This is a genomic window from Yimella sp. NH-Cas1 (genome assembly GCF_022359705.1).
Lineage (GTDB): Bacteria > Actinomycetota > Actinomycetes > Actinomycetales > Dermatophilaceae > Yimella > Yimella lutea.
Window position 1 is genome coordinate 12,985 of the sequence record NZ_JAKSGG010000003.1, and the last position, 22,412, is coordinate 35,396.

The window sequence follows — 22,412 nt, forward strand, 5'->3', positions numbered from 1 at the left end:
CGTCGTGGGCCGATGTTCGCTACGGTCGCATGTGAGGCTGCCGCGTGCCGCGACCCGATGGCGTCGCCCGGCCGCCGCCTCCACACCTCACTGACGTGCCGACCTTCGATGGGATCCGACCGTGGCGATGAACCTCCCGCATGAGCTTGCGTGGGTGCTGCAGATGCTCGACTTCGAGTGGCCCGAGGTCGATGAGGACGAGCTGAACCGTGGCGCGCAGCTGGTGCGGCAGTACGGCGAGGACCTGTCCACGAGCATCGTCCGCATCGACGCGATCATCATCAACCAGATCGTGCCCGCCTACCATTCACCCGGGGGCACCGGCAATGTGCGCACGCGTCCGCTCATTTCCCAGCCGTCGTTCGGGCCGCCGTCGATCTCGAACGGGCTGCGCCCGACGAGCATGGTCCACAACGTCGCCGCCAGGGAATACACGTCGCCTTCACGGCCGAACACGGCACCGTCGACGAGTCGCTCGGGAGGTGCCCACGGCACGGAAACCCCGACGCCCTCGGCTGCAGCGGCACCGGGTGCGGTGCTGACCGAGATTCCGAAGTCGGTCAGGGCCGGGCGGCCGTACTCGGTGAACAGGATGTTGGCAGGTTTGACGTCACGGTGCAGGATGCCGAGGCGGTGCGCTGTCTCGACCGCACCCGATACTTGAATGATGATCTCCAACGCCTTCGCGACATCCATCGGTCGCCGGCGGATCCGCTTGTCGAGGCCGGGCGGTGGGCAATAGTCCATCACCAGTTTCTCCACCGTCACGAACACCCCGTGCCTGAGATCGAGCACGTCGCCGGAGACCAGGGGCACCTGCGCATCAGGAAGCCGGGTGGGCGGGTTTCGGCGCCGCGTTCCATGTTGTCAAGCTCGGCACCCAGGCTGTGGCCGAGGTTCTTCGGCGGGTGTGCAGCAGGAGATCCGCGGTCATCGCGGCCCTCATGCACCGCGCACTGACCTAAGGCGCGTGCTCGCGGCGCTTGGTATCAACGCGGGTGATAGGCCTCACACTGGCAGCGCATGTGTCGCGCATCGGCGTTTCCCGGGTCGCGCCGTACATCGTCCCGGGGAAGTCAAGCGTCTGTTGGATCGCCCACAACTCCTCGTGCCGGTCCGGTGAGAACAGCTGGGCCGGGTCGCCGACCGCGATCCACCCGATCGGCACGACAGTGTTTGCGGGCAGGGCGCTGTTGATGCCCAGTTCGCTTCCGGTGCCGACGAGTGCACCGGCGAAGACGCTCACTCCGGTGGCGATGAACACCTCGTCCTCGACCGTAGCTGCGTTGAGGTGGGCGTGTGGCCCGACGAGGACGGCGTCGCCTATCGTCAGCGGTGTGTTCGCGCGTCCGCGAAGGACCGCGTTCTCCATCACCAGCACGTTCGAGCCGATGTGGATCCGAGGACGGTACGGCTCGGTTGCGCGTGCCAGGTGGCGTCCGCGGCGTCCGAACCTGGCGCATACAGTCGGCACATGACGACGACCGACGACGCCAGGCACACCGCAGTCGAAGTCAGGGGAGCCCGGCAGAACAACCTCAAGGACGTCGACCTCGACGTGCCGCGCGATTCGATCGTCGCGTTCACCGGAGTGTCCGGGTCGGGGAAATCCTCTCTCGCTTTCGGGACGCTTTACGCCGAGTCCCAGCGCCGGTACCTGGAATCGGTCGCACCGTACGCGCGCCGCTTGATCGACCAGGCAGGCGTCCCCGATGTCGACTCGATCGAGGGACTGCCGCCGGCAGTCGCACTGCAACAGCAACGCGGCGGCGGCAACGCCCGATCCACCGTCGCGAGCGTGACGACGCTGTCGAACCTCGTCCGCATGCTGTACTCGCGCGCCGGTTGGTATCCGCCGGGCCAACCGATGCTCTACGCCGAGGACTTCTCGTCCAACACCGTCCAGGGTGCGTGCCCGACCTGCCACGGGATCGGCCGGGTCTACGAGGTCACCGAAGAACAGATGGTGCCCGACCCGTCGCTGACGATCCGCGAGCGCGCCATCGCGTCCTGGCCGCCGGCGTGGCAGGGGCAGAACCAGCGCGACATCCTCGTCTCGATGGGCTACGACGTCGACATCCCGTGGCGCCGCCTGCCGAAGAAGCAGCGCGACTGGATCCTGTTCACCGAGGAGCGCCCGACCGTCCCGGTGTACGCCGGCCTCACTCCGGCCCAGACGAAGCGAGCGATCAAGAAGGACCTCGAACCGAGCTACCAAGGCACCTTCGTCGGCGCTCGCCGGTACGTGCTGGACACCTTCGCCTCCACCAAGAGCGCGATCGTGAAGCGCCGCGTCTCGCAATTCGTCACCAGTGCTGTGTGCCCCACCTGTCACGGCAAGCAACTCAAGGTCGAATCGCTGTCGGTCACGTTCGAGGGCTTCGACATCGCCGAGTTCGCCGCGCTGCCGCTGGATCAGGTGGCCGACATCGCGCGGCGTGTGATCGCCGACGATCGGGTGCCGGTCGAGGGCACGGCAGGCGAAGCGTTGGACGACGCCTCCCGGGCGCGTGCCAGAAAGGCGCGGGTGGATGCCGGTGGTGCGTCCCATGACGCGGCACCCGACGTCCGTCGCACCTCGAACATCTCGGCGGAGAAGCAGGCCGCGGCCGGTCGCCTGTGCGCCGAACTGCTCGAACGACTGCAACCGATGATCGATCTCGGCCTCGGCTACCTCTCGCTGGGGCGGACGACACCAACCCTCTCCGGCGGTGAACTGCAGCGGCTACGGCTGGCAACTCAGTTGTCGTCCAAGCTTTTCGGTGTCGTGTACGTGCTGGACGAACCGTCCGCCGGCCTCCACCCGCGTGACCTCGAAGCGCTGCTCGGCATCCTGCGCGGACTCAAGCAGCGCGGCAACAGCGTGTTCGTGGTGGAGCACTCGATACCGGTGGTCAAGGAGGCCGACTGGCTGGTCGACATCGGACCCGGCGCCGGCGAGCAGGGCGGACGCGTCCTGTTCAGCGGCGAACCCTCGGGCCTCGTGGACGTCGAGGAATCGGTCACCCGCCGCTACCTGTACGCGCCTCCCACACCGGTGTCCAGGCGGCCCCGCGAGCCGCATGGCTGGCTGCGATTCGCGGACGTCAGCCGCAACAACCTGCACGAGGTCAAGGTGCAGTTCCCGCTGGGATGTCTGACCGCGGTCACCGGCATCTCCGGGTCGGGCAAGTCGAGCCTGGTCAGTCAGGCCGTGCCCACGCTGGTCGAGGCCGCTCTCGGTCGGTCCACGACAGTGGAGCTCGAGGACGGGGACGACGACGTCGACCTGTTGCTCACCGGCGATCAGGGTTCGGTGCACGGGCACGTCGAGGGTGGACGAGAAGGACTCGGAGGTCTGCGTCGAGTGGTTGCGATCGACCAGAAGCCGATCGGTCGCACCCCTCGGTCGAATGTCGCCACCTACACCGGACTGTTCGACCACGTCCGCAAGTTGTACGCGGCGACCCCGGAGGCCCGTCGGCGCCACTACAAGGCCGGCCGGTTCTCGTTCAACGTCGCCGCCGGACGATGCCCGACGTGTGAGGGAGAGGGCTCGGTCATGGTCGAGTTGCTGTTCCTGCCGAGCATCTACAGCCCGTGCCCCACGTGTCACGGCACACGGTTCAAGGAGAGCACGCTCGAGATCACCTGGCACGACCGGAACATCGCCGACGTCCTAGCGATGAGCGTGGACGAAGCCCACGAATTCTTCGCCGATGAGACCGAGATCGAGCGCTCGCTGCACGTACTGCGCGACGTCGGGTTGGGATATGTGCGCCTCGGCCAGCCCGCGCCCGAACTCTCCGGCGGCGAAGCGCAGCGGGTGAAGCTGGCCTCCGAACTGCAGCGTGCCCACCGGGGCGACGCCCTCTACGTCCTCGACGAACCCACTGCGGGTCTGCACAGTGCCGACAGCGACCGCCTGATTGCGCATCTGCAGGGCCTGGTCGACGCCGGCAACACCGTCGTCATGGTCGAGTTGGACATGCGCATGGTCGCCCAGGCCGACCACGTGATCGATCTGGGTCCCGGCGCCGGTGACGACGGCGGACGCATCGTCGCCACCGGCACCCCCGGCGAAGTCGCCGCCGACGCCGACAGCCTCACGGCCGGGTACCTGAGGAACGTCCTGGCGGGCAGATCCTGAGGAGAGGAGCGCCGCAAGAATCGGGTCAGCAACGAGGTCAATTCCAACGTCCACGATCCATATCACGAGATATCATTACCTGATGTCGACGGTTGCTGAACTACGTGCCGCTGCGGGAATCAGTCAGGCTGAGTTGGCCCGCCGCAGCGGTGTTGCGCAACCGAACATCGCCGCCTACGAAACCGGTCGCCGACGTCCGTCCCCCCAGATGCTGGATCGCTTGCGGGATGCCGTCCGGCCGCGCCCGAGTGAACTGTTGAAGCATCACCGTGCCGAGGTGTTGGCGATCCTGTCCGGTCACGGCCTCACGTCTGCGCGGGTGTTCGGGTCGGTGGCTCGCGGCGATGACACTCCGGGCAGCGATATCGACCTCGTCGTCGAGATCGGCCGTGACGGCGACGTGCTCGACCTGATCGATGCCGCCGACGAGTTGGAGCAGTTGCTCGGTTGCGCAGTGGATCTGGTGACTGCTCGGGCACTTTGGTCGGGGCACGAGATCGATCGCACCTCGGTGCCGCTGTGAGTTTGCTGGACGAGAGGTACGGCCCCGGGACATCCGACAAGCTGTCCGACATCTCAAGACTGTGCCGTAGAGCTGAGCAGCTCGCGGCACGTGGACGAGAGTGGTACGACAGTGATCCCGACCTCGAGGTGCCCAAGCTTGCTGCAGGTTCTCTCGTGCTCAAGCTGAGCGAAGCGGTGCGGCGGCTTCCCGAGGCGTTCCTCGATGAGCATCGCCGAGACACGTCGTGGCGGCGGGCCATCGGCATGCGCAACCGCCTCGCTCACGAGTACGACGCAGTCGACTACGAACTCGTCTGGGCCGTCGTGTCCCGTCACGCCGAACAACTACGGGCCGAGGTCGACGAATCGCTCGGCACGTAGGGCATGGCGCACCCCGAAATTCACGCACGGACGACTCCCGTCGGTCGATGCTCCGTCGGTGCGGTCGGAATCATCACGACCACCAGGAGGAGCGGCGAGCATCAACGGCTGGACAAGATGGTGCGCAACGGCGAGTTCAAGCAGCTTCTCGAGTACGAACGGGCGTTCGTGCTGGGTCATGAGGCTGAGCGCACCGGACGTTAACCTCGCCGCATGACTGAGTCTCCCAATCCCGGCCGCCGCGGTCCCGACGTCACCTGCGTCGAACTCGTCGGCGGAGTGGAGAAGCGCGACCTCGTCATCGAGGAATACGACCCGTCCTGGACCAGCGCTTTCACCGAGCACGAGCATCGCATCAGGGCGGCTCTGGGGGAGACCGCGAAGCAGGTCGAACACATCGGCTCCACCTCGGTGCCCGGACTCGCGGCCAAGCCGATCATCGACATCCTCGTGGTCGTCGACGACGTCACCGCCGAGGAGGACTACCTGCCGCAACTCCTGGACACCGGTTACATGTTGCGGGTTCGTGAGCCCGGACACCGGCTCGTGCGCACCCCCGAACTCGACGTGCACGTGCACATCCTCGAGACCGGCGACGTGGCCGCTGATGATTACCTGTTGTTGCGCGACCGACTGCGCACCGACCAGGGCGATCGAGAACTGTACGAACGCACCAAGCGGGACCTAGTCGCTCAGGACTGGCCGGACATGAACGCGTACTCGGACGCCAAGGGTCAGGTGATCGCCGAGATCAAGCAGCGCGCCCGTGACAACCGGGGTTAAATCGCCCCCAGAACCTGGGTAAACCGGTTCGGATCGATCGGCCGCGTGGAGCTCGTCGGTGTCGTGAACCTTCTTCAGGTTGCGGCTGGACCAGGCGGATGTCGCCGGTGTGGTTGCGGTACAGCTCGCGGGCGAGTTCTTCGGCGATCTGCCCGTTCGCACCGAGGACGGTCTGCATTGTGATTTCTGCCTGAATCAGCTCGATTTCTGTGAGAACTCAGTCTCCTCGTCACCCTGGTTCGTCGCCCAGAGGGCCCACGCCACCAGCAGCGGCTGGAACGCGAGCCGGACGGCGCGCTCGGTGTCGGTGTCCAGACCGAAACCGTCCTTCTGCTCCAGGAACTGGCTGATGTTGCCGGGGAACACGGCGACGAAGAACGCTGCGATGATCCTGCCGACCGTCTTCTGGTTCCAACCGGAGATCAGCGCCAGCCCCTGCACGATCTCCACTACGCCGGACGCGAGGACGACGGCGTCCTTGTCGGCGGGGAACCAGTCGGGCACCTGAGCCTGGAACTCCTGGCGGGCGAAAGTGAGGTGACCGGTGCCGGCGAAGGTCAGGAACGAGCCGAGTGCGACGCGGGCGAGAGTACGGCCTGTGGACATGGTGTCTCCATTGCTGAGGCGGTGGCGGGCCCTTCGAACCTAACGCGGCCGGGGCGATTCGACGGTTGCGGGAAGCAGGTTTGTCCAGGGTTGGGGAATCGGTGCGGCGTCGGGCTGTTTGCGCTGTCGGCACGCCTGGTTCGGGTGAGCCACCCGCTCGCTGAGCACTTGCGCGGTGCTCCCTGTGCGAGGGTTGCCGGATGACCGAACCTGGACCCCGATTCCGCGTCCGCCCGCTCGGCGGCACCGCCGGCTGCGTGGGCATGATCCTGTTCTCAATCGTTGCCTCGATCATCCTCACGGTGATCCTCAACCTGCTTGCTCGCTGACGGGAGACCGGTCGATCTTCGAGATCGCCCTCGACACACCGGACCACGAGAAGATCGCCCCCTTCTGGGCAGCCGCCCTCGGTTACGAGGTCGACGGGGACGAGGTCCACGGCCAGGCCGGCATCGGACCCACGCTGTGGTTCCAGCATCGGGAGCCTGCCGACGAGCAGCGCTTCCACCTCGACGTCCGGGTGCCGCATGACATCGCTGCACAGCGCATCCAGCAGGTCGTGGATGCCGGTGGCACCGCCGTCCGTGACGGATCGCCGGCGTACGTCGTCCTGCAGGATGTGGACGGCAACAAGGCGTGCATCTGCACAAATCTCGGGCGCGAGGGTTGGTCCGCACCCTGATCAGCCCTGGGCGTCAATTCGGGTCGATGCTCACTCAGACCTTGATGACCTCGAGTGCGCCGAGATCATGCAACGCGTCGAAGTCATCGTCCTGAGTGACCACCGCAAGCCCATTGGCGAATCATGCGCACACCCTCACCCGCGTAATTCGGCGCGGGAGCGCATGTCGGCCTGATCCGCGGCCTGCCGGCCGTGGTGCCAGCCCTCCCGGTCAAACTTCGCCCGCGACCTGGTCTGTACGACCTGAGGGAAGAGCCGTTCGTAGGTGTCGGTGACGTGCTGGTCGCGTTCGACCAGAGCCGGCAGGCGCTCTCCGCGGGCTGCTCCGCCGAACTCCGCTGTTGCAGAACGCTCCTCGACATCGGTGGCTTCCTGCAATCGTTCCCCGATGCGAAAGGCGAACGCGCTGAGGAATGAGGCACGGAACGACCGCGACCGGCGGTGAGCGCCCTGGACCGATCGCTGCCCGGCCGCCGTCATCGTGTTGGTCGCCTGCAGCAGCAGCGAGGTGTAGAGCAACTCGACACCCGACAGGTCGGACGGGAAGCCGACCACCGTGGCGAAACCGAGTTCCTTGCTCCACACGACCTTGCACGAGTTCGCCTCGGCGACCGCGTTGAGCAGTTGCACCTTGGGCTGCTCGTACGGGTTCTCGACGCCGATGCGGGTCGCGCTGGCACCGTCCTTCGGCTGGTCGGTACGCGACGCCGCGAGCATCGCTTCACTGATGCGGTGCCGTGCGATGAGTGAGGCGGCACCGGCGGTGAAGGTCTCGGCCTCGGCCTCGTACGGCGTCGACTCCGCCTTCGCCAACAGCATCCGGACGCGGGTGAGGATCCGATCGTCCACCTCGGTCTCTTGCGGATCGATCGACTTCACCCACTCGCCGGGCCGCGGGCCGATGATCTGCACCGGCGGCAGGATCAGGAGCACGTGCAGGCAACGAGCCGCAGCGTCCATGATCGCCAGCCAACTCATGCCGTCCTCGCGACAGGACATGATCGGATCCTGCGGCGACTCGGCGCCCTCACGCAGTTCGGCGATCTGAGCTCGCCAGCCCGGATGGATCGTGTCTCGCGCGTAGCTGCGCAACTGATGCTCGATCACCCGAAGCGTGAAGTCGGCAACCGGTTTGGTCGAACGCCGAAGCACCATCCGATGGATGTCGGCGGGCTGCCAGCCACTGTCCCACGCCACCTGCAGGCGATCCTCCAGCGCTTGTCGCACCTGGCTGTGCACGGTCGCACGCGTGGCCGGTCGGTCGCACTGGGCAGCCAGCATCACCACGTTGTCGTCGAACCGGGTCATGTCATCGGCCTGCACCGCCACGGCCGCGTCGTGCAGCAGCAGGCGAACATCGTCCTGCGGGTTGTCGTCCGAGCGCGGTAGATCGTCGTCGCGCCCGAAAGCGGCTCCCGTGTGGGACTGCCGCCTTCGGGGCTTCTGCTTGTGGCGCTTCGTGCTCACGTGGTTGTCCTCTCGTCGGCACGATTCTTACCGCGGTCACCGACAACGGATGGAGGTTTTCCACACGACCTGAGATCCGGTCGTCCGGCGAGGTCAGCCTAAGTCTTGGAGATCCTGCTGAACCTGGCTGTTCCGGTCGCGCGTTCTGATTTCCCCCTTCGCGCGGGTGATTCGTTGTGCCAGGGTCGTTTCCGGAACGAGGAAGGCGCTTGCGACCTCACCGACGGCCAGGCTGCCGACCAACCGGGGCGTCGACGCCGTCCGTGCCTGCACCGACAACGCGGGATGGCAGCAGGTACCAGCCACCCGGGTTCGGTGGGCCGCCGTACACCTGCTGCACGAACGACTCTGCTCGAATACGACACCTTCGCGGGAAGGAATTTCAGAATTCGTGACCGGGGCGTCGATGAAGTGCTCGCTGGCCGTAGCGTTATCCCCCGGCTCACCGATCTTCATCCGCCCAACCGGTGCAGCGACGCAGGGCGGGACGGACGATCGGATGCCATGCACATCGCGGTTCTTGCCACGACTCGCAACCCATTGCGTGAACCGTTCGCCGGTGGCCAGGAAGCACAGACGGCGTCGCTCACCGCGGGCCTGCGCGCTCGCGGACACACCGTTCGGCTGTACGCACAGCCCGGCACCGATCCTCGTCTTGCGGACGAGTTGGCCACGTACGCACAGGTTCCTACCATCCGCACACCCGAGGACGAACCGTTGGCCGGCCTCTGGCGGGACGATGCCGCGATGTCCTGGGCGATGGCCGACCTCGTGCGACGACCGGTCGATCTGGTGCACAACCAGAGCCTGCATCACTTCCCGCTGGCGATGAGCCGGGCCATGCCCAGCACGATGGTCACGACGTTGCACTGCCCGCCGTACCCGCTGGCAGAGATCGGTGTCTCGCTCGCCGCGGACGATGCCGTGTACGTCGGTGTCAGTGAGGCGGTTGCGAGCCTGTGGCGTCTGCTCCCGATCGAACCGCTGGTGATTCACAACGGTGTGCGGTCGTGTCTGTTCGAATTCGGTTCAGGTGGAGAGGAACTCGTCTGGGTCGGGCGAATCACCCCAGAGAAGGGCGCCGACCTCGCGATCCGAGCGGCCCGTACTGCCGGGCTGCCGCTCACGATCGTGGGCCCGATCGCGGACGCGGCCTTTTACCGAGACCACGTCGAGCCGTTGCTCGGCGACGGCGTTCGTCATGCCGGTCACCTGGATCAACGAGCGACCGCCCGGATCGTCGGCTCGAGCCTTGCGATTCTGGTGACTCCACGCTGGGACGAGCCGTTCGGCATGGTCGCCGCCGAGGCGATGATGTCTGGCACCCCGGTGATCGCCATCGGACGAGGCGGCCTGCGCGAAGTCGTCTCAGAGCGGTCGGGAGTGCTGGTGGGTGAGGCAGGAACCGCCACGGCCGATCTCGTCGCGGGACTCGCGGACGCCGTGTCCCGCGTCCGCGATCTCGACCGTGCCGACGTCCGAGCGGACGCGGTCGCCCGATTCGATGAGCAGCGCATGGTCGAGGAGTACTGCGCGTTGTTCGAGTCACTGGCCGCCCGTCCCTGACGCGGTCCACATCTGGTGGTGCGGCTCGTCTCTGGCCATCCAGGTCACAACTACTGCTCCAGGGTGTTGCGCGGGCGCGTCGAGCGCAGCAGAGTTGTGCCCATGAGCGAACAAGACCCGAAGGTTCAGCCCGATACCGTCTCCGACCCCGCCCATGACGACGAGGTGGGAAGCGACTGGAGCGGCGAAGGCGGCGCCATGCCGGAAGGCCCTGCCACCGACGAGGACGCGGACGATCCATCGTCCGACAAGGACTGACGCCCTCGTTCGGACAACCACATGAAACTGCTGCCGACCTCCGGTGGTGTCATCAACGACAGCACCCGCGAGGCGTTGGTCGATCTGCTCTCGTGAGTCCGGCTTTGCCGAGATGCTGCCCTCGTCCGAGGACAAGGTGTGGATCGGGGTGAGCGCGGGCAGCATGGTGATGTCGCCGCGCATCGGTCAGGCCTCCGCTCGTGGAAGGACGCTGTGCACCGAAGGTGTCTCAGAAACGGAATTGCGACGGTTCGGTTAGTTCGTGGGGCGTGCGAAGTCGGGAACGGGCGTGCCGGCTTCGAAACCGGCCGACACGTACGTCGCGACTCCGGCTTCGTTCGACGCCGGCGTGGCGACCAGTGCACTCGAGGCACCCATCTCGCGCAGTGCTGCCGCACCGGCCACAGTGATCGCTCGTCCGTGACCGCGTCCGCGATGGTCGCGATGCACGCCCATCGGCTCGATGACACCCGGCCGTCCGGGGCCCGCCGACCACACCGTGATGGCAGCGACGGCAGCACCGTTCTCGTCGTACCCGACCAGGCATCGCGCGTCCGCGTACGCCGGGCCCTGCGCCATGGTGTGCCACCGTTCGACGGTGAAGGTGGAGTTCTCGAACGCAGCGGTCTCAACCTCGAGCCGGTCGTCCGGCTTGCCCGGTTCGACAGTTTCGATGCGCAATCCGCACGGCTCGACCTCCCGCGACAGGGCCCGGCGAAGGGGCGTCCACGGCTCGTCCGCTATCCAACCCTGTGCCGTCAGTTCTGCTCGGAACGCGTCACCGAAGCGAGCTTCGACGATGCTGATTCCGCCGGGCAGTCCGATCCGCTGCGGAGCGGGCAGGTCGTGCACCAGCGCCCGAGCCAGTCGTTCGTCGACTGCGAAGTCGGGAGCCATCGCCATGCGGGCAACGGCTGCTTCACCTTCGGGCACGTCCGCATCCACGAAGGCGATGGCGGCGGGAGTGCTGTCGATGCTCCAGACCCGCATCGACCGTGCGACCTGCTCCGCACCGAAACGCCACTGCCAACCCAGGTCTGCCGGGTGCAACTGGACAGGAAGCCCGTCGTGTTGCCAGGACGCCAGCGACTGAAGCAGGTCCGGCAGTTCGCTGACGGTCGGCTCGTGGAGTGCCGGATAGTTGCTGGTCATGTCTCGATGCAACCGCATCCCTCTTTCGGGCGCATTCGATTTTCGGGTCGCTTCTGTGGGCCGGAGCCATGGTCACGTCGAGGTCGTCGCCCGCGAACGGCAACGCGCGCAGCGGAACGTCGAGCGGCCGGAAGAAGTCGTCCCAGTGGATCGCCACAGCTTCCTTGGCACCGACGGCTTGGACGGTCTCGGCCCAGTAATCGCGGATGTACTGCTCGCTCGGGATGCCCAACTGACCCACTCCGATGTACGCGACGTCGGCGCTGTGACCGGCAAGGGACGACGGGACGAATCCGGCGCTGCCTTGCACCGATACCACCTTCAGCAGGCCGGACGGGATAAGCGGTCAGCGCGTCGTCAGGCGAATCAGACCTCGAGTCAACCCTCGGACCATCCCGTCCGAAGACGCCGTCCATGCTGCGTCGTGGGGCATACGCTGCATCGGATCTCGCTGGTCACAATCCGAATCGGAGTCGACGATCGCCCTCTGCAGTGACTCCCGTAGGGGCATGAGTTGCCATCCGGGGGGCAGTAGGTCGGTCACGAAGTCGTCATCGGCGCAGACCATGTCGTGGGAGAGGCTGTCGATGAGCGCTTCGACCGTCGAGCCCGGCGCGCCGACGAGCGCGCCCGCGAGGTCGGCGACGAGCGGCTCGGGCAGGAACGGCACGAACACGCGCGGACGTCGACGCAGGCCGGCGGCTCGGCCGAACTCCCAGAGCAACATGCCGTATCCGATCGCGGTGGGTCCGCCGATGTCGTACCAGCGGGAGGGCACGCGCGGATCCAGTGCGCCGAGCAGGGCTTCGAGCGCGTCGACAACAGAGATCGGCTGGAGGCGAGAGTTCATCCACGTCGGAAGTGGTTGTGCTGGAAGGCGATTGCTCAACTGGCGCATGATCTCCAGTGAGGTGGATCCACCGCCGATCACCATTGCTGCGCGCAGCGTCACCGTCGAGGGTGCACGAGCGGTGAGCACCTGCTCGACCTCGAGTCGCGACCGAAGGTGGGGCGACAGTTCGGACGCCGGGAGCTCGGGCACCAGACCCGACAGATAGATCACCCGCTCCACACCCGCGCGGGTTGCTGCTTGCGCGAATGTTTCCGCAGCCAGGCGATCGAGCCGTTCGAAATCACGATCAGCCAGTCCGTGGATCAAGTAGTACGCCGTCGCCACACCCTCCACTGCTGCGTCGACAGAAGCCGAGTCGAAAACGTCCATCTGCACGGTCTCGACCTGCGGATCCTCGTGCCACCACAGCGAATTCGCGCGCGAGACGTTGGTGAAGGTGGCGCGGACCCGATGTCCGTCGGCCAGCAGCCGTGGTACCAGACGACTGCCTATGTAGCCGCCTGCTCCGGTGACCAGGATCATCGGCCCGACCGGCGGTTCAGCAGCAGTTCGCCCCATGCGGCCGCCCGCTCGGTCAGCTTCGGCAGGATCACCAGCATCCCGGTCGACCAGGTGCCGTGGACGATGATCGGGGACAGCACGCCACCGGTCACGCGCCGTGAAACACCGGTGAGTCCACCCAGCAGCACGGACGCGAACACCAGCATCGGGTTGCCCGTCGCCAGGGTGGTCGTGCCGTACACGACGGTCGTCACCGCGACCTGATGCGGTTGCGGGGTGGCTGCGTACAACGCGCCTCGGAAGAAGAGTTCTTCGGCGGCGCCCGTTGCGATGGTCAGCGGCACCACGATGCGTAGGTCGCCGACCCGCGCGTGCTGCACGACGCTCTCGATCTCCTTGCGCAGCAGGGGGATCTGCACGACGGCCATGCCACCGAGAGTGAAGACCGCCACCGCTGCCGACCCGATCGCCAATGGTCGCACGATCGGCCGCACCGGCCCGCGCGAGGAGTTGGAGTGCCCGACATGCAGCGGTCCGGACGCCAACGCGCCGGCGGTCCAGACGCCGGCCAACGCCACGGTCCACAACTGGAAGGAACGGCTGCCGGGTGGCTGGCGCAACGCCGTCCGCAACACCGGCGCGCCGACGACGAGCGTGCCGAGCGAGACGAGCTGGCGGCGGCGGAATTCGGCGGGTGTCTGCCAGTGATCGCGGTCCACCGGGCGTAACCACGGCAGCTGTTTCAAGCGCCCCGCGATCTCGGTCAGGCGTGACGAATGACGCATCTGCTGCAAACTCCTCGGGGTGGTCGGTAGCTCCTAGTGTGGAACATCCACCGTCCCGAAGGGCTTCCGCCGTGAACTCATTCTCCGCACGCAATGTCTCTGAGGAGACCGTGCCATACGACGTCGACGCACTGTGGGAGGTGCTGACCGACGCGAAGACCCTGCAGAAGCTGACCCCGCTGGTGCACCGGATCACCCCGGACGGCGACCGCTGGCTGTGGGAGATGACCTCCGTCCCGGTGTTGAACCAGAAGTTCAAGCCGGTCTTCACCGCGCTCATGGACTTCGATCCCAAGAGACGGATCTCCTACTCCCACGATCCCGCGCGAAGCGACGAGCTCGTTGCGGTCGACGGCATCTACACCCTCACGCCCGTCGACGGCGGCACGCACCTGAGCATCGACATCGACATCACCGCACGGATGCCCTTCCCCAAGATCATGGGTCCGGCGGTCCGCACCGCGATGACCGTCGTGATGACCCAGATGGGCAATGGTTTCGCACGCAACCTGGACAAGCACCTGCGCTGACCCTTGGCGGGTGCCGGTGTCCCCTACGGTGACGGATGGGTGCCGCGCGGCACTCTCGGACGGCATCCGGTGACAGCGGTGCCGCTCGATCGGCCGGTGACAGGCCGAGCAGCGTCCTCCCCGCCCGGACGCGGCGCCGCGTCGCGATGTGTCGTGTCTGGACCCCGTGGCACGACCCGAACCGAGAGGAAGACGAACGATGAAGATTCTTGTGACCGGCGCGACCGGGTACGTGGGTGGGCGACTGGTGCCCGAACTGCTGAAGGCGGGCCACGATGTCCGCACCACCAAGACGGCGGACGAGGACGTCCACCCGTGGTGGAGCGATCAGGTCGAGACCGTCGAGATGGATGTGCTCGATCAGAGCGACGTGGAAAACGCGATCGTCGGCGTCGACGCCATCTACTACCTGATCCACGGGATGGGTGGCGACGACTTCGCCGACAACGACCGCAAGGCTGCCGAACTCGTCCGCGGCGCAATCGAATTGCATGGTGTGCAGCGGGTCGTCTACCTGTCCGGGATCGTCCCCGACGTTCCCGAGAGTGAACTGTCCGAGCACATCACCTCGCGCCTCGAAGTGGAACGAATCCTGACCGCCAGTCCGGCGACCGTGATCACGTTGCGGGCTGCCGTGCTGCTGGGCAGCGCGTCGACGTCGTTCGAGATCATCCGGCAGGTCAGCGAACGGATGCCGCTGCAGACGGTTCCGGAATGGATGAACTCCGACGTGCAGCCGATTGCGGTCGTCGACGCGATCCAGGCGTTGGTGGGTGCACTCACGATCGACGGCCCCTCGCGTCACTTCGACGTCGGCGGGCCCGAGTCGATGCCGTACGCCGATCTGCTTGACCTCTACGCCGACGTCGCCGATCTCAAGCGACCGCAGGTCACCGTGCCGCTTCTGCCGACCGGACTGGTGGGGTCACTCGTTGCCACATTGATCGACGTGCCGAAACCGACCGTCGAAGCGCTGGTCGAGAGCCTGCACCACGACATGGTTTGTGGCGACGGCGGGCCGGGGGTCCGCGAACTGCTGCCGGAAGGGCACCGCTTGATACCGATGCGTGAGGCGATCCAGCGTTCGCTGGCCGAGTTCACGGCGGAGCCGAAGGACGCCGACCCGATGGGTCCGCTTCCGCACGACCCGCCGTGGGCGCAGGGCGGCGAGGACAAGTCGTTGCTCGATCGGGTGAAGGACGTTCTTCCCGGCGGCCACTGAGGTTGCAGCCTCGTCACTCCCGAATGCGTTGACCGCAACCCGGACGAACAGCCGGCCGGGGGATGGGCGCATATTTGCTTTTCCACGTGGCCGCGCGGATCATCCGGGCGGCCACGTGGCTGCTTTGCGGTCCGGTCGTTGCCCGGACTGGCGTCACCTTATTTGTAATCTTTGAAGCGTGATGCTCTGATGCTACGATGTGGTGATGCGGACCACACTGGAGATCGACGACGATGTGCTGGCTGCAGCGCGCTCCCTGGCTCGCAGTCGAGGTATCTCGATCGGTGCGGCGGTGTCCCAGCTGGCCCAGCGCGGTCTGAGCGCCGGCATCCCGTCGAGCGTCGATTTCTCTTACAGTCCCTTCCCGATCATGGTGGGTTCATCGGACGTCATCGTCACCGACGAGTTGGTCGCAGAGTTGCGCGATGAGTGATGATCGCCCGGTCCTGTTCGATGTCAACGCGCTGGTCGCCCTGGCGCTGACGACCCATCAGCACCACCGGAGTGCGCACACCTTCCTGGCGTCCGTCCGGACATGGGCCACCTGCCCGGTCACCGAATCGGGACTGATCCGGATGCTGTTGAATCCGGTCATCACCGGTTCACAGCGCGAAGTAACCGAGGTCTGGCCAATCCTTCGCGGCATGCGATCGGATCCGCGCTGGAACTTCCTGCCCGACGACTCCACCCTCGTCGAAGCGGTGGTGAGTCCGGTGGTCCTCATGGGACATCGTCAGGTGACCGATCTGCACTTGGTGAACCTTGCGGCGAGCCGTGGAACGGTGCTGGCGACGTTCGACAGCGCCATTCACACCTGGCTCGCCCCGAAGGATCGCCCCCATGTGGTCACGATTCCCGCCTGAAGGACGTCACTGCGCCATGGTTGAACACTCGGCCCGTAAGGCAGAGCGGCCACTTGGATGTTCCACGCGGCCGCCCCGGTACTCGAACGCGATCAGCTCACGTCGGCGATGATGCGGTCGGCGAGGTCCTCGGACGACTGCGGGTTCTGGCCGGTGTAGACGTTCCGGTCGACGACGACGTGCGGACGCATCGGCAGCTTGGCCTTCTCGTACTCCACGCCGGCTTCCTCCAGCTTGTCCTGCAACAGCCACTTCGCCTTCTTGGTGAGACCGTTGAGCGTCTCCTCGGCGTTCGACAGGCCGGTCATCTTGTAACCGGCGAACGGCGAGGTGCCGTCGGCGTTCTGAGCGGCGAGGATCGCGGCCGGCGCGTGGCACAACAGGGCCAGCGGACGGCCTGAGTCCAGACGCTTCCGGATGATCCCGCCGGACACCTCGTCGTACGCGAGGTCCTCCATCGGGGCGTGGCCACCGGGGTAGAAGACCACGTCGAACGCGTCCGGGTCGACATTCGAGAGGTTCTCCGGCGCGTCGAGAACCGGTGCTAGACGGGCGAGTTCGTCCTTCAGCGTGTCGATCTTGTTGGGCAGGAGACCGCCCTTGACGCTCAGGCTTGTCTGGTCGACCGTCGGCTTCTTCCCGCCGGGCGTCGCGACGACGACGTCCCAGCCGGCCTCCTTGAACTTGTTGTACGGCGCCAGGAACTCCTCGGCCCAGAAGCCGGTCGGGTGCTTGCTGCCGTCCTTGAGCGTCCAGTGGTCGGCGGCGGACAGAATCATCAGTACGGAGGTCATCGAGATTCCCTTCAGGTAATTGAACAACCCACTAAGTATCTCCTCGTTCGTCCGGCAGGACGGGCTGCGGGCGCAGCTCATGTTCCGGCGAAGGCCCGGCCCGGTGCGCTGGACGACATGCGAACCGCGCCGTCCGCACCGTCACAGATCTCCACCTTCGCGATACCGGACGCCTTGGTCGCCACCCGACCGACCGGCCGCATGACCCGGTCACGCTTGACTACTCGGGACGGCGCAGCGTGACCGTCTCGCCGTAGGTGACGTAGCGGGACCCGCTCAGGCGAGCCACCGGATCGAGGTTCCACTCGCGCGGACGGTCGTTGTCCAGGACGTCCTCGTCGACCCAGGCGCACACCACGCGTCCGAGCACGATGAACGAGTCTCCGACGGGAATCACCTTGTGCAGCAGGCATTCCAGTGCAGACGGCGATGCGGCGACCCGAGGTGGACGCACCTGCTGCGAGGGGGTCTTGGTGAGACCGGCCAGTTCGAACTCGTCGACGTGCGGCGGGGCGGACTCGGCGGTGGCGTTCATGGGCTCCAGTAACCGCCGGGGCACGAAGTTGACCACGAACTCACCAGTCGCCTCGATGTTGTTGAGTGAGTCCTTTCGACCCACCGAGGTGAACTGAACGATCGGAGGATTGCCGGACGCGACGGTGAAGAACGAGTGCGGCGCAAGGTTGGGTCGGCCCTCGGCGTCCACACTGCTGACCCATGCGATCGGCCGGGGGATCACCAACCCCGTGAGTAAGCGATACGGCGCGGGAGCCGGAAGGTCATCCATCCGGAATGCACGTTGATTCACGGATCGACCCTATGGCTGTCCGTGACCGTTTGGAGTAGGTGGAGCTCTCCATCCACGTTTCATCCAGCTCTCATGCAGGGTCCATAGCGTTTCGGACAATCGGCGCCGGCAGAGGAATAAAGGAAAGCGGTCAGGTCCACGGGCTTGATCCTGCCAACTGTCGCGGCGCGGGAACGGGACCCCGGACGTCGGCGTCCACACGGCATGACCACTCCTCGCAGGGCTCTGCTGCGCGCCTCGAGCGCCGTACTTCTGCTGCCGATCGCACTCGCCGGGTGCCAGGACGACGGACTGGACCGGCTGGGTGGGGAAGCCCCGTCGGACGATGAGGTCACGCTGAAGGTCTCAGTGAGCGACTGGAGCGGGTGGACCTCGCCGCCGCCGGGCTACAAAGCGCCGGTGAAGGTCACGACCGACGCGTACCGTTCGGGTGACATCTTCAGGGTGATGGCGATGGGAGAGGTGGTGACCTTCACGGTGGAGGTGCGCGAGCGCTCCGTCCATCTGAAGAGCACCGGGTCGTTCTACCAGGACGGCGACGGAATGGGCGACGCCAAGGAGAACTTCCGGTTGCCTCGCGGCGGACGTATCGAACTGGCCACCCCGACCATGGACGCCGGAACGAACGTCACGATCGAAGATCTCGGCGCAGGGGCGCAGCCCGCGACGAGTGCGCCGAGCAGCACGTCAACCGGTTGACGAAAGGATCAGCGAGACAAAGGGGGGCTGAGTTCGCCTGCGAGACCGACGAATTGGTGCCCACCAGAGGTGTACTCGTGAACGCTCGCGGCGGGCAACCGGACGGAGTTGAGCACCAGGTGCGCGAACGGGACGACCTCGCCGTCCCCTCAGTGGTGCAACGGCAGCCGCACCTCGGACGATGGGATCAGGTACTCGGTGACATCCAAGCCGTCCGCGCTCCAGTCGGGCATCGCCAACGATGCGACCCGGGGCGAGGCCATGACGGCGATTGGCCTGAGTCTTTGTTCAGGCACCCATCAGACGATGACCGTTGTGCCACAGCACTTTCCGCATCCACTCATCACCAAGGTCCAGGCGGGCCAGGGCCTCGATCTGGTGGGCGTAGGCGTAGGGGATGTTCGGGAAGTCGGTGCCGAGCACCACCTTGTCGCTCAGCGAACCAAGCCGGTCGACGTAGCCGTCCGGCAGCGGAGCGAGGCGTTCGGTGAAATCGGTCGCCACCATCGTCGTGTCCAGATGGACCCGTTCGTACTGCTGCGCCAGGTCGGCGAACGCGTCGTACTCGGGCATCCCCAGATGGGCGATCACCAACGGCAACCGCGGGTGGCGTTCGAGCAACCGGCGCACCGGCTCCGGACCGGTGAACTCACCCGCCAACGGACCCGACCCCGCATGGATCACGACCGGCGTTCCCGCCTCGTCGATCAGCGGCCACACATCGTCGAGCAGGGGGTCCTCGGGCGTGAAAGCACTCACCGAAACGTGCACCTTCCACAGCCTTGCGCCGGCGTCCATCGCCTGCCGGACGTACGCGGCCGCGCCTGGCTCCGGGTAGAAGGTCGCGCTGTGCACCGCGCCGTCCACCCGTCCGGCGAACTCGCGGTTCCACTCGTTCAGCCATGTGGCCATACCGGGCTTGTGCGCGTAGTTCAGGCTGGGGATGTACCGGACGCCGAGCGTCCTCAGCTGCTCGATGCGCTCGTCCTCGGGCAGCCGGTAGGTGATCGGCCAGGGCGTCCCGTAGTTCGTGTCGGCGTGATCGAAGTAGTCCCACACCTTGTTCAGCACCGCGTCCGGCATGAAGTGGACGTGGATGTCGGCGAGGCCGGGGATACCCAGGCGAGACAGGTACCCGGGCACCTCGGCGTCGGTGCGCGGTCCGGGTGTGGTCATGGCCCCATTCTGCTCAGCGGGGCCGGAAAAGCGAAGCGGGCCCGGGAAAGACCCGGACCCGCTTCGTTGAATGATCGCAGCGATCAGTGGATCAAGACCGGCGGCGCGGTGCCGTCGGCGTCGTCCGCGAAGTGCGACTCCTCGTGCTTGCGCGGCATCATCAGCGCCGGGATCAGTGTGAGCGACACCAGGATCGCAGCCACCAGGAATGTGCTGCCGAAGACCTTGCCCATCGCGTCCGACACTGCGGACATGAGCTTGGCCTGAGCGGCGGCCGGGTTGGAGCCGGCGGACGCGACGATCTCGGCGACGGCCGGGAACTTAGGCAGGGTCGCCTGGATGAGGGCTGGGTCCTTGGTGCCCTTGGTCGCTTCTTGGAAGCCCTGGGCCTGTGAGACGAGCTTGTCGTTCTTCAGGCCGTTGGTGAGGACCACCGACATGATCGCGACACCGACGGACGAGGCGATCTGCTGAGTGATGTTCAGCAGCGTCGAACCACGGGCCACCTGGTGGTGGGTCAGCGTCTTGATCGCCGAGGTCATGATCGGCATCATCGTCGCGCCCATGCCCAGACCCATGACGAACAGCACCGGGATGATGTAGCCCCAGTACGAGGTGTCGCCGTCGACCTGGGTCATGGCGAACATGCCGCCGATGATCGCCAGCAGACCGAACGGCACGATGCGTCCGACCGGGATCTTGTCGGCGAGCGCACCGGCGATCGGCATGGTCAGCATGGCGCCGATGCCCTGCGGGGCGACCAGCAGGCCGGCGTCGAACGGCGACTCGCCGCGCACCTGCTGGAAGTAGGTCGGCACCAGCAGCAGGCCACCGAAGAACGCGGCCGCGAAGATGAACATCGTGATGGTCGCGACGGTCAACTGACGGTTGGCGAACAGGCGCAGGTCAAGCAGCGGGTGCTCGGGCTTGAAGCTGTAGATCACGAACGCGATGAGCAGCAGCAGACCCACGGTGCCGAAGCCGATGACCTTGGCCGAGAAGAACGTGCCTTCCTCCGGGATCGAGGAGATGCCGTACAGGAAGAGCGCGAGACCCGGGCTCATCAGCAGCATGCCGACGAAGTCGAAGGACTCGGTGGGCTCGGGGGAATCGGACGGCAGCGCCCACCACGCGTACACCAGTGCGGCGATGCCGAGCGGCAGGTTGATCAGGAAGATCCAGTGCCAGCTGTAGTGCTCGATCAGCCAACCGCCCAGGATCGGGCCGAGGATCGGACCGAGCAGCATCGGCACACCGAGGATCGCCATCAGGCGGCCCATGCGCTTCGGGCCGGCGGCCTTGGTCATGATCGTCATGCCGAGCGGCATGAGCAGACCGCCGCCCAGGCCCTGAAGCACGCGGAACAGGATCAGCATGTTGATGCTGTTCGCCATCGCGCACAGCACGGAGCCGGCGGTGAACAGCGCCACCGCGAGCAGGTAGAGACGCTTGGTGCCGAAGCGGTCGGCGGCCCAACCGGTCAACGGGATGACGGTGGCCAGGGCGAGCGTGTAGGCGGTGACCGTCCACGCGACCGTGGCGTACGGCAGCGGGTTGTCGGCGCCGGTGAAGGTGGTCTGCAGATCAGGGAGAGCGACGTTCACGACGGTGATGTCGAGGATCGACATGATGGCGCCGAGGACGACGACACCTGCGATCTTCAGGACGGCACCGTCGATCTTGTCCGGGTATTCCGGAGCAACCGAAGACATGAGTTCCTCATCGTTCGAGGGTGGCAGGGGCGTCTGCGAGGCGCGCAGAGCCCGCGCAACAGTACTGCTGCCCAGCACGTTGCGGAAACCGATGTTTGCTCGGGGTGACCTATTTCATCCGTGGTTCGCCGCAAGGCTGAACCGAGGAGCGAACAGGAACTGCGGGATGCCGTCGTCGACCACGATCGTGGCACGCACCCCGTAGACGTCCTTGATCAACTCGGTGGTCAGGACGTCCTCGGGCGTTCCGGACGCGACCACGTGCCCGGACTGCAACACCACCAGATCGTCGCAGTAACGAGCGGCCAGGTTGAGGTCGTGCAGCACGACGACTGCCGTCTGGCTGAGCTCGGTCAGTTGCAGGATCTCGTGTTGGAAGTGGATGTCGAGATGGTTGGTCGGTTCGTCCATCAGGAGGTAGCGCGGCTGTTGGGTGAGCGCCCGCGCGACCATCACCCGTTGCCGTTCGCCGCCCGACAATTCGCTGAGGTCGCGGTCGACCAGGTGTGCTGCGCCGACGCGGCGCAGGGCGTCCAGCGCGATCGCGTGGTCGCTGTCGCTGTACCGGCCCAGCGCGGAATGATGCGGTAGCCGTCCCAGCAGCACCACCTCGGCGACGCTCAGTGCCGTGTCGCCCGAATCCTCCTGCACGACAACGGCCATCGACCTCGCGAGTTCGGTTCGGTCGAACTGCGCGAGCGGCCGATCGCCGATCAGCACCTCACCCTCCGCCGGCCGCAGAGCGCCGAAGAGCAACCGCAACAGCGTGGTCTTGCCGCTGCCATTCGGGCCGACGAGACCGGTCACCCGCCCCTCGCGGGCGACCATGTCCACCCCGTGCAGGACGTCGGTTCGTCCGTAACCCAAGCGCACCCCGCGCGCGTGCAGTGCGCCCACCGCAGTACTCATCGCGTACTCATCGCGTACTCATCGCGTACTCA

General features: G+C 66.2%; 25 protein-coding genes and 1 pseudogene. 13 read left to right on the forward strand and 13 right to left on the reverse strand.

Annotated elements, in window-relative coordinates:
- Positions 1-300: 300 nt before the first annotated feature.
- Positions 301-816 (reverse strand): protein kinase, encoded by a 516-nt coding sequence (locus MF407_RS00400; RefSeq protein WP_129625360.1) that lies wholly within the window; start codon positions 814-816, stop codon positions 301-303.
- 145 nt (positions 817-961) lie between these two features.
- On the reverse strand, positions 962-1,372 hold the full coding sequence (locus tag MF407_RS00405) for a hypothetical protein (RefSeq protein WP_205744704.1): 411 nt from the start codon (positions 1,370-1,372) through the stop codon (positions 962-964).
- Between the two features lie 102 nt (positions 1,373-1,474).
- On the opposite strand from MF407_RS00405, the gene MF407_RS00410 reads away from it, so the two are divergent.
- The 4 genes from MF407_RS00410 to MF407_RS00425 all read left to right on the forward strand — a co-directional run bounded on the left by MF407_RS00410 (position 1,475) and on the right by MF407_RS00425 (position 5,797).
- Positions 1,475-4,129 (forward strand): excinuclease ABC subunit UvrA, encoded by a 2,655-nt coding sequence (locus MF407_RS00410; RefSeq protein WP_239700665.1) that lies wholly within the window; start codon positions 1,475-1,477, stop codon positions 4,127-4,129.
- A gap of 82 nt (positions 4,130-4,211) precedes the next feature.
- The gene (locus tag MF407_RS00415; protein ID WP_239700668.1) at positions 4,212-4,652 is read left to right on the forward strand and encodes a helix-turn-helix domain-containing protein; all 441 of its coding nucleotides are present in this window, start codon (positions 4,212-4,214) and stop codon (positions 4,650-4,652) included.
- Positions 4,649-5,014, forward strand: a complete 366-nt coding sequence (locus MF407_RS00420; RefSeq protein ID WP_239700669.1) for a HepT-like ribonuclease domain-containing protein — start codon at positions 4,649-4,651, stop codon at positions 5,012-5,014. The genes MF407_RS00415 and MF407_RS00420 overlap by 4 nt, the downstream gene beginning before the upstream one ends.
- 213 nt (positions 5,015-5,227) lie before the next feature.
- The gene (locus tag MF407_RS00425) at positions 5,228-5,797 is read left to right on the forward strand and encodes a GrpB family protein (protein WP_129625364.1); all 570 of its coding nucleotides are present in this window, start codon (positions 5,228-5,230) and stop codon (positions 5,795-5,797) included.
- A gap of 195 nt (positions 5,798-5,992) precedes the next feature.
- Here the strand turns inward: MF407_RS00425 and MF407_RS00430 are convergent, their stop codons facing one another.
- Positions 5,993-6,403: a DoxX family membrane protein gene (locus MF407_RS00430; protein ID WP_239700671.1), complete on the reverse strand. Its 411-nt coding sequence runs from the start codon at positions 6,401-6,403 to the stop codon at positions 5,993-5,995.
- 175 nt (positions 6,404-6,578) lie between these two features.
- On the opposite strand from MF407_RS00430, the gene MF407_RS00435 reads away from it, so the two are divergent.
- On the forward strand, positions 6,579-7,085 hold the full coding sequence (locus MF407_RS00435; RefSeq protein ID WP_239700672.1) for a VOC family protein: 507 nt from the start codon (positions 6,579-6,581) through the stop codon (positions 7,083-7,085).
- Between the two features lie 135 nt (positions 7,086-7,220).
- Here MF407_RS00435 and MF407_RS15755 read toward each other — a convergent pair whose 3' ends face one another.
- Both MF407_RS15755 and MF407_RS00445 read right to left on the reverse strand, forming a co-directional pair.
- Entirely contained in the window at positions 7,221-8,552 is a 1,332-nt protein-coding gene (locus MF407_RS15755) for a DUF2786 domain-containing protein (RefSeq protein WP_239700674.1), read from the reverse strand.
- A gap of 93 nt (positions 8,553-8,645) precedes the next feature.
- Entirely contained in the window at positions 8,646-9,008 is a 363-nt protein-coding gene (locus MF407_RS00445; protein WP_239700676.1) for a hypothetical protein, read from the reverse strand.
- Positions 9,009-9,056: 48 nt separating this feature from the next.
- Here MF407_RS00445 and MF407_RS00450 point away from each other — a divergent pair, with 48 nt between their 5' ends.
- The 3 genes and pseudogenes from MF407_RS00450 to MF407_RS00460 all read left to right on the forward strand — a co-directional run.
- Positions 9,057-10,118: a glycosyltransferase gene (locus MF407_RS00450; protein ID WP_239700678.1), complete on the forward strand. Its 1,062-nt coding sequence runs from the start codon at positions 9,057-9,059 to the stop codon at positions 10,116-10,118.
- 102 nt (positions 10,119-10,220) lie between these two features.
- Positions 10,221-10,376 (forward strand): hypothetical protein, encoded by a 156-nt coding sequence (locus MF407_RS00455; protein WP_239700680.1) that lies wholly within the window; start codon positions 10,221-10,223, stop codon positions 10,374-10,376.
- Positions 10,377-10,467: 91 nt separating this feature from the next.
- Positions 10,468-10,566 (forward strand): annotated as a pseudogene (locus MF407_RS00460) (peptidase E); the annotation flags it as partial.
- 65 nt (positions 10,567-10,631) lie between these two features.
- Here the strand turns inward: MF407_RS00460 and MF407_RS00465 are convergent.
- The 3 genes from MF407_RS00465 to MF407_RS00475 form a co-directional block, all read right to left on the reverse strand.
- Positions 10,632-11,528, reverse strand: a complete 897-nt coding sequence (locus tag MF407_RS00465; RefSeq protein ID WP_239700681.1) for a GNAT family N-acetyltransferase — start codon at positions 11,526-11,528, stop codon at positions 10,632-10,634.
- Between the two features lie 346 nt (positions 11,529-11,874).
- A complete protein-coding gene (locus MF407_RS00470; RefSeq protein ID WP_239700683.1) occupies positions 11,875-12,903 on the reverse strand; it encodes an SDR family NAD(P)-dependent oxidoreductase in 1,029 nt (342 codons plus the stop codon).
- Positions 12,900-13,667 carry a CPBP family intramembrane glutamic endopeptidase gene (locus MF407_RS00475; protein ID WP_239700685.1) on the reverse strand — a complete coding sequence of 256 codons (768 nt, stop codon included), beginning with the start codon at positions 13,665-13,667 and terminating at the stop codon, positions 12,900-12,902. Before MF407_RS00475 ends, MF407_RS00470 begins: the two co-directional genes overlap by 4 nt.
- 71 nt (positions 13,668-13,738) lie before the next feature.
- On the opposite strand from MF407_RS00475, the gene MF407_RS00480 reads away from it, so the two are divergent.
- From MF407_RS00480 to MF407_RS00495, 4 genes are all read left to right on the forward strand, one after another.
- A complete protein-coding gene (locus MF407_RS00480; protein ID WP_239700687.1) occupies positions 13,739-14,197 on the forward strand; it encodes an SRPBCC family protein in 459 nt (152 codons plus the stop codon).
- 199 nt (positions 14,198-14,396) lie between these two features.
- Positions 14,397-15,419: an NAD(P)H-binding protein gene (locus tag MF407_RS00485; protein ID WP_239700689.1), complete on the forward strand. Its 1,023-nt coding sequence runs from the start codon at positions 14,397-14,399 to the stop codon at positions 15,417-15,419.
- A 205-nt stretch (positions 15,420-15,624) separates the two neighbouring features.
- Positions 15,625-15,852, forward strand: a complete 228-nt coding sequence (locus tag MF407_RS00490; protein WP_239700691.1) for a type II toxin-antitoxin system VapB family antitoxin — start codon at positions 15,625-15,627, stop codon at positions 15,850-15,852.
- Positions 15,845-16,282, forward strand: coding sequence for a TA system VapC family ribonuclease toxin (locus MF407_RS00495; protein WP_239700693.1), 438 nt, complete (start codon positions 15,845-15,847; stop codon positions 16,280-16,282). Before MF407_RS00490 ends, MF407_RS00495 begins: the two co-directional genes overlap by 8 nt.
- 92 nt (positions 16,283-16,374) lie before the next feature.
- Here MF407_RS00495 and MF407_RS00500 read toward each other — a convergent pair whose 3' ends face one another.
- Positions 16,375-17,076, reverse strand: coding sequence for a type 1 glutamine amidotransferase domain-containing protein (locus MF407_RS00500; RefSeq protein WP_239700695.1), 702 nt, complete (start codon positions 17,074-17,076; stop codon positions 16,375-16,377).
- Between the two features lie 220 nt (positions 17,077-17,296).
- Entirely contained in the window at positions 17,297-17,884 is a 588-nt protein-coding gene (locus tag MF407_RS00505) for a flavin reductase family protein (protein ID WP_345770811.1), read from the reverse strand.
- 204 nt (positions 17,885-18,088) lie between these two features.
- Between MF407_RS00505 and MF407_RS00510 the strand changes: the two genes are divergently transcribed.
- Positions 18,089-18,583: a hypothetical protein gene (locus MF407_RS00510; RefSeq protein WP_239700697.1), complete on the forward strand. Its 495-nt coding sequence runs from the start codon at positions 18,089-18,091 to the stop codon at positions 18,581-18,583.
- 288 nt (positions 18,584-18,871) lie between these two features.
- Here the strand turns inward: MF407_RS00510 and MF407_RS00515 are convergent, their stop codons facing one another.
- The 3 genes from MF407_RS00515 to MF407_RS00525 all read right to left on the reverse strand — a co-directional run bounded on the left by MF407_RS00515 (position 18,872) and on the right by MF407_RS00525 (position 22,380).
- On the reverse strand, positions 18,872-19,759 hold the full coding sequence (locus tag MF407_RS00515) for an amidohydrolase family protein (RefSeq protein ID WP_239700699.1): 888 nt from the start codon (positions 19,757-19,759) through the stop codon (positions 18,872-18,874).
- Between the two features lie 83 nt (positions 19,760-19,842).
- Positions 19,843-21,471, reverse strand: coding sequence for a DHA2 family efflux MFS transporter permease subunit (locus tag MF407_RS00520; protein ID WP_239700701.1), 1,629 nt, complete (start codon positions 21,469-21,471; stop codon positions 19,843-19,845).
- A gap of 114 nt (positions 21,472-21,585) precedes the next feature.
- The gene (locus MF407_RS00525; protein WP_239700703.1) at positions 21,586-22,380 is read right to left on the reverse strand and encodes an ABC transporter ATP-binding protein; all 795 of its coding nucleotides are present in this window, start codon (positions 22,378-22,380) and stop codon (positions 21,586-21,588) included.
- Positions 22,381-22,412: the final 32 nt, after the last annotated feature.

Excerpts from the sequence above, each read along its gene's own strand:
- MF407_RS00405 (WP_205744704.1), bottom strand. The coding sequence starts at position 1,372 with ATGGAGAACGCGGTCCTTCGCGGACGCGCGAACACACCGCTGACGATA.
- MF407_RS00410 (WP_239700665.1), top strand. The coding sequence starts at position 1,475 with ATGACGACGACCGACGACGCCAGGCACACCGCAGTCGAAGTCAGGGGA.
- MF407_RS00415 (WP_239700668.1), top strand. The coding sequence starts at position 4,212 with ATGTCGACGGTTGCTGAACTACGTGCCGCTGCGGGAATCAGTCAGGCT.
- MF407_RS00425 (WP_129625364.1), top strand. The coding sequence starts at position 5,228 with ATGACTGAGTCTCCCAATCCCGGCCGCCGCGGTCCCGACGTCACCTGC.
- MF407_RS00430 (WP_239700671.1), bottom strand. The coding sequence starts at position 6,403 with ATGTCCACAGGCCGTACTCTCGCCCGCGTCGCACTCGGCTCGTTCCTG.
- MF407_RS00445 (WP_239700676.1), bottom strand. The coding sequence starts at position 9,008 with ATGAAGATCGGTGAGCCGGGGGATAACGCTACGGCCAGCGAGCACTTC.
- MF407_RS00450 (WP_239700678.1), top strand. The coding sequence starts at position 9,057 with ATGCACATCGCGGTTCTTGCCACGACTCGCAACCCATTGCGTGAACCG.
- MF407_RS00455 (WP_239700680.1), top strand. The coding sequence starts at position 10,221 with ATGAGCGAACAAGACCCGAAGGTTCAGCCCGATACCGTCTCCGACCCC.
- MF407_RS00465 (WP_239700681.1), bottom strand. The coding sequence starts at position 11,528 with ATGACCAGCAACTATCCGGCACTCCACGAGCCGACCGTCAGCGAACTG.
- MF407_RS00470 (WP_239700683.1), bottom strand. The coding sequence starts at position 12,903 with ATGATCCTGGTCACCGGAGCAGGCGGCTACATAGGCAGTCGTCTGGTA.
- MF407_RS00475 (WP_239700685.1), bottom strand. The coding sequence starts at position 13,667 with ATGCGTCATTCGTCACGCCTGACCGAGATCGCGGGGCGCTTGAAACAG.
- MF407_RS00485 (WP_239700689.1), top strand. The coding sequence starts at position 14,397 with ATGAAGATTCTTGTGACCGGCGCGACCGGGTACGTGGGTGGGCGACTG.
- MF407_RS00490 (WP_239700691.1), top strand. The coding sequence starts at position 15,625 with ATGCGGACCACACTGGAGATCGACGACGATGTGCTGGCTGCAGCGCGC.
- MF407_RS00495 (WP_239700693.1), top strand. The coding sequence starts at position 15,845 with ATGAGTGATGATCGCCCGGTCCTGTTCGATGTCAACGCGCTGGTCGCC.
- MF407_RS00500 (WP_239700695.1), bottom strand. The coding sequence starts at position 17,076 with ATGACCTCCGTACTGATGATTCTGTCCGCCGCCGACCACTGGACGCTC.
- MF407_RS00510 (WP_239700697.1), top strand. The coding sequence starts at position 18,089 with ATGACCACTCCTCGCAGGGCTCTGCTGCGCGCCTCGAGCGCCGTACTT.
- MF407_RS00515 (WP_239700699.1), bottom strand. The coding sequence starts at position 19,759 with ATGACCACACCCGGACCGCGCACCGACGCCGAGGTGCCCGGGTACCTG.
- MF407_RS00520 (WP_239700701.1), bottom strand. The coding sequence starts at position 21,471 with ATGTCTTCGGTTGCTCCGGAATACCCGGACAAGATCGACGGTGCCGTC.
- MF407_RS00525 (WP_239700703.1), bottom strand. The coding sequence starts at position 22,380 with ATGAGTACTGCGGTGGGCGCACTGCACGCGCGCGGGGTGCGCTTGGGT.